Source organism: Enterobacter cloacae complex sp. P17RS (genome assembly GCF_014895885.1).
In the GTDB taxonomy this organism is placed as follows: domain Bacteria; phylum Pseudomonadota; class Gammaproteobacteria; order Enterobacterales; family Enterobacteriaceae; genus Enterobacter; species Enterobacter bugandensis.
In genome coordinates this window covers 23,707-35,094 of record NZ_JADBQK010000014.1, presented here as the reverse complement: position 1 = coordinate 35,094, position 11,388 = coordinate 23,707, and the positions used below count along the sequence as shown (strand labels likewise).

At 54.9% G+C, this 11,388-nt stretch carries 6 protein-coding genes; 3 read left to right on the top strand and 3 right to left on the bottom strand.

Translation table 11 applies throughout. The annotated features are described in order from the left end of the window. On the bottom strand, positions 1 to 5,128 hold a 5,128-nt coding region (locus IM265_RS12610; protein WP_193056010.1), incomplete at its 3' end, for an inverse autotransporter beta domain-containing protein. 502 nt (positions 5,129 to 5,630) lie between these two features. Here IM265_RS12610 and IM265_RS12605 point away from each other — a divergent pair. From IM265_RS12605 to IM265_RS12595, 3 genes are all read left to right on the top strand, one after another. After that, positions 5,631 to 7,589, top strand: coding sequence for a S8 family serine peptidase (locus tag IM265_RS12605; protein ID WP_193031466.1), 1,959 nt, complete (start codon positions 5,631 to 5,633; stop codon positions 7,587 to 7,589). 377 nt (positions 7,590 to 7,966) lie between these two features. Further along, on the top strand, positions 7,967 to 8,404 hold the full coding sequence (locus IM265_RS12600) for a hypothetical protein (protein WP_041911163.1): 438 nt from the start codon (positions 7,967 to 7,969) through the stop codon (positions 8,402 to 8,404). Between the two features lie 16 nt (positions 8,405 to 8,420). After that, a complete protein-coding gene (locus IM265_RS12595; protein WP_127353609.1) occupies positions 8,421 to 10,187 on the top strand; it encodes a lytic polysaccharide monooxygenase in 1,767 nt (588 codons plus the stop codon). Positions 10,188 to 10,304: 117 nt separating this feature from the next. Here the strand turns inward: IM265_RS12595 and IM265_RS12590 are convergent, their stop codons facing one another. Both IM265_RS12590 and IM265_RS12585 read right to left on the bottom strand, forming a co-directional pair. After that, a complete protein-coding gene (locus tag IM265_RS12590) occupies positions 10,305 to 11,054 on the bottom strand; it encodes an A24 family peptidase (RefSeq protein ID WP_150142914.1) in 750 nt (249 codons plus the stop codon). A 45-nt stretch (positions 11,055 to 11,099) separates the two neighbouring features. Next, positions 11,100 to 11,318 (bottom strand): ANR family transcriptional regulator, encoded by a 219-nt coding sequence (locus IM265_RS12585; protein ID WP_120247323.1) that lies wholly within the window; start codon positions 11,316 to 11,318, stop codon positions 11,100 to 11,102. Positions 11,319 to 11,388: the final 70 nt, after the last annotated feature.

Here is an 11,388-nt window from a genome sequence, read left to right as displayed (position 1 = left end):
TCCAGCTGGTTTTCTCATATCTCGCCCAGATATAGGTTGAAGCATCCGCACCGGTTCCGTTCGCCTTGAAGGTATATTCCGCCCTCAAGGTCTGCCCTACCTTCGGCGTGCCGGAAATATTCAGGCCCGACACCGACGGCGCGCCATATACTTCGACCGCTGAACTTTCCTGCGCCACTCCGGCCAGAGCCGGGTGACTGCTGCCCTTCGGCGTCACCACCACCCGCACGCTGTAGCCCGCATAGCTGTCCGGCAACGTGAACGTGCGTGCCGTATTGCCAGCGGCGGCCGCATTCTTCCAGGTCTCACCGTCCTTCCACTGCCACTGGAAGGTGGACGCATCCGCACCGCTCCCGTTTGCCGTGAAGGTGTATTCCGCATTCAGGGTCTGCCCCACCCTCGGCGTGCCGGAGATGTGCAGATTGGTTACCGACGGCGCCCCATAAGCGTCTACCGACGGGCTGCTCTGTACCGCTCCGGCCAGTGCTGGCTGGCTGCTGCCCGTCGGCGTCACCACCGCCTTAATGCTGTAACCCGCATCTCCGGCCTGGAGAGTATATTCCCGGCCGGTGGCTCCTTCGATCGGCATCCAGCTGGTTCTCTCATACCTCGCCCAGATATAGGTTGAGGCATCGGCACCGCTTCCGTTCGCCGTGAAGGTATATTCCGCCCTCAATGTCTGCCCCACCTCCGGCGTGCCGGAAATGTGCAGATCTGCCACCGATGGCGCACCGTAAACATCTAATGCCGGGCTGTGCTGCACCGCCCCGACCAGCGACGGCTGACTGCTGCCCTCCGGTATTATCGTTACTTTAATGCTGTAACCCGCGTCTCCCGCCTGGAGGGTGTATTCCCGGCCGTTGGCCCCCTCGATCGGCATCCAGCTGGTTTTCTCATACCTCGCCCAGATATAGGTTGAAGCATCCGCACCGGTTCCGTTCGCCTTGAAGGTGTATTCCGCCCTCAGGGTCTGTCCTACCTCCGGCGTGCCGGATGTACGCACGTCCTCCACCGCTGGCGTGCCGTAAGCCGTCACCGCCTGGCTCTCCTGTAACGTTCCGGTCAGCGACGGGTGACTGCTGCCCTTCGGCGTCACCACCACCCGCACGCTGTAGCCCGCATAGCTGTCCGGCAGCGTGAACGTTCGTGCCGTATTGCTAGCGGCTGCCGCATTCTTCCATGTCTCTCCGTCCTTCCACTGCCACTGGTAGGTGGACGCATCCGCACCGCTCCCGTTTGCCGAGAAGGTGTATTCCGCACTCAGGGTCTGCCCCACCTTCGGCGTGCCGGAGATATGCAGGTCTGTCACCAACGGCGCGCCGTAAATCTCCACGCCGGATTCGCCTTTTTTGCCGTTGACCGTGGCGCTCACCGTGATGGTTCCACCGGTATTTTTCGTGGTGACGGTCATTGTCCCCACGCCTCCGGTTCCGGTGATGGTGCTGGTCTCCCCCCGAGCCACCAGTTCCGGTTTGTCGATATCCCAGACAATCGCCTCGCCCACTACCGCACGGCCAAAGCGGTCCTTCACCGTGGCGGTGTAGGTAATGGTGTTCAGCCCGTTAGCTTCCACGCTGGCCGCACTGGCAGTGACCGTCACGGCTGACGCTTTCCCGGTGACCGGCTCCGTTTTTGACGACGCCTTATAGCCCTCATTTTTGGCCGCGTTGGTAGCGGTTACCGCGACAAACAGCGTTGCCCCTGTGTCCTGCTCTGTCAGGTGATATCTTTCCGACGTGGCGCCGTCGATCGCGCCACCGTCACGGTGCCACTGGTAGCTCAGCTTCACCTCACCGCCGCCGTTCTGTTCCACGTCCACCTTCTCAACGCTTACCGTGTCACCCACCTTCAGCCCGGCGGTTTGGTTCAGCGTGATGCTTTTGATCGTCGGAATCCCCTGCAGCGCCACGCCGGACTCGCCCTTCTTGCCGTTGACCGTGGCGCTCACCGTGATGTTTCCGCCGGTATTTTTCGCGGTGACGATCATCGTTCCCGTGCCTTCTGTACCGGTGACGGCGCTGGCCTCTCCCCGGCTCACCAGCTCCGGCTTGTCGATGTCCCAGACAATCGCCTCGCCCACCACCGCACGGCCGAAGCGATCCTTCGCCGTGGCGGTATAGGTAATGGTGTTGAGCCCGTTCGCATCCACGCTGTCCGCGCTGGCGGTTACCGTAACATCTGACGCCTTCCCGACCACCGGCTCCGTTTTCAACGACGCCTTATCGCCTTCATTTTTGGCCTCGTTGGTCGCGGTCACCACCACAAAGAGAGTCGCACCCGTATCCTGCTCCGTCAGGTGATAACTGTCTGACGTGGCGGCATCGATCGCGCCACCGTCACGGTGCCACTGGTAGCTCAGCGTCACCTCACCGCCGCCGTTCTGCTCCACGTCCACCTTTTCCACGCTTACCGTATCGCCCACCTTCAGCCCGGCGGTTTGGTTCAGCGTGATGCTGCGGATAATCGGGTAACCGTTGAGCGTCAGCTGCGTCGCTTGTTTTTTGCCGCCAATATCGACCTCTATTTGCGCATTGCCCCCCGCGGATGCGGTCGTAAACGTGGCCGTCGCTTTGCCTTCTGCATCGGTTTTTTCGATCGCGTTGCTTAGCGCGCCAAACTGCTGCGTGATTAGCGTCCACGTTACGGGAGCGTCCGGTACGCTATTGTTGTGCTCATCCAGCGCGATGGCGGTCAGCGTCGAAGTGCTGCTCCCATTGGCATTCAGCGTATCTGGGGTACCTTTAAGCTCAACATGATTCACCTTCCCGACAGTCACATTGACTATCTTCTGCTCATCACCGGCGGAGACTTTCACCTGCGATGGCGCTTTTTCAGGTACTACGACGGTTGCACTGACAATACCGTGCTCATCGCTGTCTCCGGTAGGCACTTCCCGGAACTGACTCCCTTCTATCCGCCAGGTGATGGCCTGCTTACGGCTGATAACCGCGTTATCAAACCGGTCATACAGCTGCGCGCTGACGGCTTTATCCTCACTGCCTGCGACCACGTTTTCCGGGACGTCCAGCACCACTTTTGCCACCGGCCCTGGCTCAAGGCTTACGGGCGCTGACGGGCTACTCACGGTATCTACCGTGGCGTTCACCACCCACTTCTCTGCTGCTTTTTGCGGCGCGATAAGCGCGATGGATGCTCTTCCCTCGCTATCCGTTTTGCCGCTCAGGGTTTCACCGTTACTGCTCCACGTGACGTTCTTCTCAACCGTCAGTGGCTTACCATCCTGATCGGTAACTTCAATAGTGAACGTTTTTTCCGTGGCAACTTCTGCGCGCTCGGGAGAGACCACGAAGCGGATGGCAAGCGGGTGGGCAAAATCGACCACCAGCGCCATCTTCTCCTGCTGAACATTGTTATCACTGGCGGTGCTCTGGGTCTGGATCCCGCCTGGCGGGATCAGTGAGGCCGTAATTTCATCTTCACCATCCGCCATGATGTTTTCAATTTTTACCAGCGCCTGACCGTGCTCATCGGTGCGTACGCTGTTTTGCGACAACGAGCCAAGCGAGTTCCTGCTCTGCCAGTACACCATCTGATCGGTCAGAGGGGAGCCCTGACCGTCTTTCACCTCGGCTAACACCAGCAACGCACCGTGACTCTCTTCGAAGAACTTCACGCTGCCGTCACGGCGGATCTCACCGGGTGAAAGCAGATGATCGATACGCAGGGTGGTTATCGTTGCGCTCCCGGTAATTTTCGCCGTTCCGCTCTCCCCTGGTATCCCTTTTTTGTTGAACGGTGTGACTTCAAAGACCACGCTTCGGGCCATATCGCGCGTTTGTACTTCATACGTGGCACTCCCTTCCTTGAGCAGTTCGCCTGAATCTGCGTCATACCAACGCAGCCGGGTTTTCTCGGGGTCTTCATCCTCCCCTTCATTGCTTTTATAGAGATAACTCCCCTCCAGGATCTGGCCCGGGGACATGTCCCCCTTAATGGCAACGCTCTCTACGGAAGGGGCAAAATCGCCCGGCGTCACGGTCAGGTGATAGCTGGCGGAACTTAATACGTGCTCCGGATCGACAGGTGACGTTTCCGTCGCTGTGATGGTGACATCGCCCCGATGCGTTGGGTTCACCAGACCGCTGCCCGGCTCCACGGTCGCGATCGCCGTGCTGGAGGAGGTGTAGCGAATGACGCCCCCCTGCCCACCTTTCACCGCGTGCAGCAAAGGCACGCCAGCCTGCGTGTTTTTTTCCGTCGGGCTGAAATAGAGACGTCTGTCTTTTTCTTCCTGCTTATAGGCGAGAACAATGTTGTTATTACGAGTAACGAACTCCGTGCGGGACTGCATGAGCGATGGCAAAGCCGCCGCATTTTCACTTGCCAGCATTTCGGAAAGTTTTCGGCCAAACTCCCAGTGGAAATTCAGCCCCACAGAGAAGTTATCCCGCTGCCCGCTAATCATGCTCTGCTCCGCGCTAACCCCTACCAGCGGCACAGGTTGCCACTTAAGCCCGAGGTTAAGCCCGTGAGGATTGCGGCTGGCTTCGCTGCGGCTGCCGTTAACGTCCACTTTGTCGCCATACCACTGGAACCAGCCCAATTTAAGCGCGACGTGCTGTGAAAGAGCCGTCTCCAGATTGAGATCCCAGCCGCGGGCGGCACGTTCATACAGTTCATAGCGGTCGGGATCGTCATTAAACATGCTGTCGTCAGAATGACGCCAGCCGCTCAGGGGCAGGTAGTAGTTCGCGGACGCACGAATCCCATCGCTCCACAGCTCAGCGCCTGCCCCCATTCGGTTATGGTGCCGCGTGACATCCTGATCGAAAAAGAGGTTTCCACCCGCCATCAGATGCGGGTTAAAGGTATGTCGCCAGCCCAGGCCAATGTTAAGGATATCGCGCTCGTTCCAGCGGTGTGCGCTCATCTGAGTGAACAGAATGTCGTGTTGCCAGATTTTAACCGGCAACAGATAGTCCAGCCCGAAATCGCGGCTATCGCTCCCGCCTATACCGACGTCTGCCGTAACGCGGGCTTTCCCGCCGATATTGTTTAACCACGCTTCCACTTCCTGGGTTAACGCGGCATTCACCTCGCTATTTGCCGCACCGCGCAGGGCATCACCCGCGCCGTTTTGTTGGGCGCTTCCCCACATGCCGGCCATTTTATCCCGCAGGGGCTGATTGCTTTCGCTTTCAATGGTTGCGTGAGTTTCAGTTTGCGCCCGCACGACGGGGGGAACCGTGAGCAAAAAGATGGAAAATAAATAATGTAAAAGGATTATCCACACGGATAATTTTTGACGTAAAGAACAGTACGAAACACTGGGCATTGTGACGCATCCCTAATTAATTAAACTCCCTGGTTAGCGATATTAAGATCCAGATAATTCCTAAACTCCATACAGTAACCAGGAGATGATCATGAGATTTTCCGTCCCTCATTAAATTCAATGCTTAGGCGTTGATGTTTAACAACTCTTTCAGCCTGCTTCATAAATTTCTCAGCCCAACTTCAGCCGTATATTTTCCGGAGCAGGTAATTCTTAACTTGGAACAGACACCTCGCAATTTTATTGCTGACCGTCTTCTTATGCAGGTTTTCCCCTAATGGCAGGATGATCCCAGCAATACTCTGGATGTCATTTAATAAGGAAGATCGTTGACATGAATAAAACTGGACTGGCCCTGCTTATTTGTGCACTATTGAGTGCCCCCGCTTTTGCGCAAAATTCCGTCACGCTCGAGCAAGCCTGGGAAGGCACTTCGTATCTCTCCGTTATCGTGAAATTAAAACCCGGTACAACGCTTAATAAGTCTTCACCCTTTTCATTACGCGACAGTAACCTCGCCGTGAGTCCGTTATTTACGGCAAATCATTTGCGCAGCAGTGAATTAAGCGAGATGGATGCGCTTAATGAACGCTACGGCTTTAACCGTTATTTACGTATAGCCCTGCCAGCCGATAAGCAACACGACGCGGCATATATCAATGACGTAATTAATGAACTGGCGGCGCGACAAGATATTGAGCTGGCTTACCCGGAATCTATGCCGGTGTCGCTGGAAAAGGGGGTCACGGCTCCCGACCTGCCGCCCTATTCCGGGCTGAGCTATGCCCTGAACAGTACCAGCCAGGCCACCGTCCCGGATTTTCGTGGATTGCAGGATTACACCAAATCGCCAGATGAAAAACGGCCCGGCTACTATATGGGTGGCGTTAATCGCGACAGCGTAAGTCAATATTCAGGGCACGATGGTAGCGGCATTTCGCTGGTCTCAATGGAAAACAACGCATGGAATACCAGCCATGTGAATTTGCCGCCGATCGATTTCCATGAAGGTGATAAGCGCTATACGCCAGGCGAAGATCACGACACCAGCTCCGTCGGGATTATGGCGGCGAAAGATATCAATGCGGGCATCAAAGGCCTGACGTGGAACGCCCGTATGGGATACGTCAAATGGCAGGCCAATAATCTCTACAATATGATCCCCAGACTCCAGGCAGGAGATGTGGTGCAAATAGGTATGCAGACCGGTGGAGGAGATGTGACAGGTTGTACCTCCTCTTGCTACGTCCCCCAGGAAAACGCTCCAGCCTATTATGACGTGATAAAAGCGCTGACGGATAAGGGCGTGCACGTGATTCAGGCGGCAGGCAATGGCAATATCAACCTCGATCACGCCGGATTTAATGGAAAGTTTGACGTTAAAAAGCGGGATTCCGGCGCGATCATTGCGGGCGCGTTTTGTGCAAACAATGGCAAAAAAGCCTCTTTCAGCACCTATGGCTCACGTGTGACCAGCGCCAGCTGGGGTTGCTGGGATGTGGTTACTACGGGTTACGGCGGTTTGCATAGCATAAAAAATGCGGAATACACCTCAAGTTTCTCCGGCACGTCCTCCGCGAACCCGATTATCGCAGGCGTGGTCGCCAGCCTGTCGGCCATTGCAAAAGCGCACAATATCACCGTCACGCCTCAACAGATGCGCTCCATTCTCCAGGAAACCGGTACACCTTTAGCAGCGGGGGATTCAGCGAAAGTAGGTACTCACCCCAATATGGCAAAAGCGGTAGCCAGGATTCTGGAACTCAAAGAGGAAGAACAGGAGGAGGTAAAGGCAGTGCCGGGAGAAAGCTTTACCGTTACCGGCACGACCGATTCTTCCCGTGCGTATCAATTAGACGGGAGCGCCAGCAAGAATGCCGTCTCCTGGAAATGGACTATCGACAAAAACAGTACTGGCACATTCTGGCTACAGGAGAAACATGCCGGAGGCTGGGTACGTGAAGTTTCAGGGCCTACCGCCCGGGCACTCATTCCCGCCAATACAGACGGAGAAGCAACCTACTGGTTAACCGTCACGGGCAAAGACGGAAGCGTGAGCGCTGAGAAGATCACCGTAACGGTGAAAAAACCACAGTTACCTGATATTCCTGATGACAGCGCAGAAGCGTATAACCCGCGGATCGCATACCCGGTGAAATGTACCCGCGTATCGCATAACGGCAAAATCTGGCTGAATCAGTGGTATGTCAACGCAGGACAAGAAGAGCCAGGAAGCGGCGGTGTGTGGGGGGCATGGCGAGCGTCGGATGCAGCTAATAATAGCTGCCCTTAAAAACCCTTTTGGTTAACATAATAGTAAAGCCTGGATATAAGCCAGGCTTTATTTTATTAATTCAACACTCAGGACAACCGTAAAAACGTCATTTCGTAAACTCCGTACTCGCTCAGATTTTATTAATATGCGTCAAGGACTGAAATTGGCAGTACTATTTCATACTCTGTCGCGCTCCGCCCTCTTTACAGCACGAACGGTCGCTCTTCTCTGCCGAAACTCCCCGACTCTTAATTGCTCAGAGAAGTCTCTTATTCAAGCCGGTTGTCTCCTCCCGTTACTATTTGTCCCTGTTATCACACGGTAATAACGCCTTTTTACCTGCGCCGCAGGTGGGATTAACTTTCGTTATTGTTCAGTAATAAATAAGGGAACTTATGAAATTAACAGGATCTGCTTTTGTCCTTGCCGCTTTACTGGCAGGGGCGGGCGTCAGCGTTTCAGCTAACGCCGCCACGACCTCGCCATCGGCAAACTGCGAACAGGGTCACCAGAACTGCATGAAAGAACTAGGCACGCTGGAACGCGCCGTCAACGGTGAGAAAGTGAAGGTCGTTGAAGGGCAAACGATTCGTGCGCGCTTCTTTAACGACGGAACCGAACTGCCAAATCTGGAAACGCGCGTCACCATTCTTGCTGGCGAAGAGGCCCACTGGTCCTACGCCCTCGCCCAGGCTATCAACCAGCAGCACCCCGAACTGCGTGCCGGTTTCAGGCACAGCAACGGCGAGATTACACCCGATGAGTCAGAGCCAAATAAGGTGTATGCCAAACAGAACAACCCTCTCAGTCACGTAGAAGTGTCCTTCAATTAATTCAGGGAAGATTATTTTGAAACTACTCAAGATGAATAATATTACGTCGGCGTTAGCCGTGGCATTGATTGGTATGTATTCCACGGGCGCACTGGCGCATGGCTATGTTTTTGAACCAAAATCCCGTTCGGTGATTCATTTCCCGCCGATGAACGATAAAGGTGAGCATAGTAACGTCTGGCCTGCTGACGCCGTGGAAGCGCCGAAGCTCCCGGCTGGCAACGATATGAGCCCAACCCCGATCGCCAACGAACAGCTATTCCAGTTCCCGCCGGATGGAAAACTGGCAAGCGGTGGTTCAACGGCAACTCCCGCCTTCAGCAAGCTTGATGACGAAAAGCAGAATACCTACAACAACCCTATGTCTGCGGGTCCGCACCAGTTTAAATGGCATTTACCGGCTAAGCACCGCACCACCTATTTTACCTACTACATCACTAAGCCGGACTGGCAGTCTGTTCCGGGTGCGGATTCGCGCCTGACCAGAGCGATGTTTGAAGATAAGCCATTCTGCCATAAGGTTTATACCTATGCGCCAGGCAACCCGTCGGCCGATATTTCGCTCCCGACAGGCTTCGAAACCCACACCTGCGACGTACCGGAGCGTGAAGGTAAGCAGAAAATTTATGCCGTCTGGCGCGTGCGCGATACCGATAACGCATTTTATCAGATGATTGACGTCGATTTTGGCGGTGAAGTCATTACCAAACCGGTGGCCAACGTCACACCATCCAGTCATAACCTGTCAACCAGCACGCTGTCGCTGGACGGTAGCGCCTCAACGGGGAAAGAGCTGAAGTACAGCTGGGCCGTCACCAGCAATGCCGATAAGGTCATTCTGGAAAACAGCACCAGTGCTAAAGCCAGCATTCGCCTGAAGGCTAAACCTGAGAGCGATTTTACCGTCAACGTGAAGCTGACCGTCACCAATGATAAAAACGTGAGTGATTCAAAAACCGTCACTCTGAATGCCAAAGCTGAAGCGGATAGCACGGCACCGGAGGCGAAGGCAGGCAGTGACTTCACCGTTCACAGCAACAGTGAATCACGTGGTTATGACCTTAACGGTTCCGCAAGCGTCAATGCTGAAAAATACCAATGGACTATCGTTTCAGGGCAGGACATTGGTGCGTTGCAGGTTGCTAACGGTGGCGAATGGGTTTCAACCGTCCACGCGGCAAAAGCCCGCGCGCTGATTAAGCCCGGCAAAATCGGTAAAGTGACCTATCGCCTGACGGTGACGGCCAAAAATGGCAAAACCAGCACCGACGATATCACCGTGACCGTGAAGGAAGCGCAGCAGGCTTCTGATGTGCAGATCAATACGGGCAACAACCAGGACACCATCGTTGGCAGTGACGTTATTGCTGCCGCCGTCGTGTCCAAAAACAATGACTCGTTAAAAGGGGCAAAAATTGAATGGTCCGCACTGAATCACGCCGATAAGATTCAGATCTCGTCACCAAATAACTTCAGCACCAACCTCAAGGGTAAACATCCGTATACCGACAATGTGGACGTGACGCTGCAGGTGAAAGTGACGGCGCCTGACACCGGTAAAGTCTCCACGGCAACGAAGGTGATCAAGCTGCGCCCGGCGCAAACCGATGTAAAAGCCTGGGATCACAGCAAGACTTACAAGACACCTTGTGAAAAAGTGAGCTATGAGGGCAACATCTGGCTGAACAGCTGGGAAACCCGAGGCGTTAAGCCGGGTTCCGATGGCGAGTGGGGCGTCTGGAAGAAAGAAGGTGCTGCCAACATGCCTAAAGAGTGCAAATAATACTGTAAGTTAACTCTGGCCGGGTCTTCACTGACCCGCGCCTCACATTATCATTCCCTGCCTACACTTTCGTTATCATTTTTGCGCCGGAAATCGCCCCTTCGTTCCGGCGCTTTTTTATCGGTATAAGATCACCCACCCTATCGCGGCAATAATCGGATACGGGCCGAAAGGAAACGGTTGACCGGGCTTGATCCGCAACAGGATCAGCGCCGTGATCAGCGCCAGCAGGGTCGAGGCAACAAAAACATCCAGCAGCGCCAGCGGGCCAAGCCACGCCCCGATCGCCGCCAGCAGTTTCATATCCCCCATCCCCATCCCTTCATGGCCGCGCAATAAACGAAACAGCAAAGAGAGCGTCCAGGGCACGCCAAATCCCAGAAGAGCGGCGATTAATGCCTGCGTTGGCTCCACCCGGCTATAGCCGCTGACGGCAAACGCCAGCGACATCACCAGCAGCGGGAGCGTCAGACGGTCGGGCAGGAGCATGGTGCGTAGGTCAATAAACAGCAGCGGCAGCAAAAACGTCACCGCCAGCAGGTCGAACAGGCTCTGCGGCGTGACGCCCTGCTGCCAGATAATCACCCCGTACAGCAGTGCCATAAGCCCTTCAACCAGCGGATAGCGCCACGATATCGCCTGACCACAGCTGGCGCAGCGCCCGCGCAGCAGCAGCCAGCCCATCAGAGGAACATTGTGGCGAAATTTAATGGGGTGTTTACAGCGTGGGCAATGGGAAGCAGGCCACGATAAAGAGAGTGCTTCACCGTGGAGAATCAAGGGGAGCCGATAAATGATGACATTGCAAAAACTGCCGATAATGGCGCCCAGAAAAACGCTAAAAACGAGTATTACACTCTCAACCATGGTTCCACACTCTGAGGGACATGCAATCTCCGATAATAGCAGAGACTACTCGTTATATTTAGGCAGCCTGTTTGCACGTAAAGTACAAAAATCTCCGCGCAAGTTCGCCCATTCAATATTCAGATGCGCTTTTGCATATTGTGCCGCTTCTTTCCACAATAATGCCGCGATATGCCACTCCTTTCCCTGTTCATGTTCTGCCGCTCGTGAAGAAAGTGAAAACCACAGGGTAGCAGGATCGCGTTTGTCGCTTTGCCAGTCCATCGTTAAGCCCTTTAGAAAAAATCCCAGCGTATCAATAGCGACGATAAAATAATTGAGCTTAAAATGATAA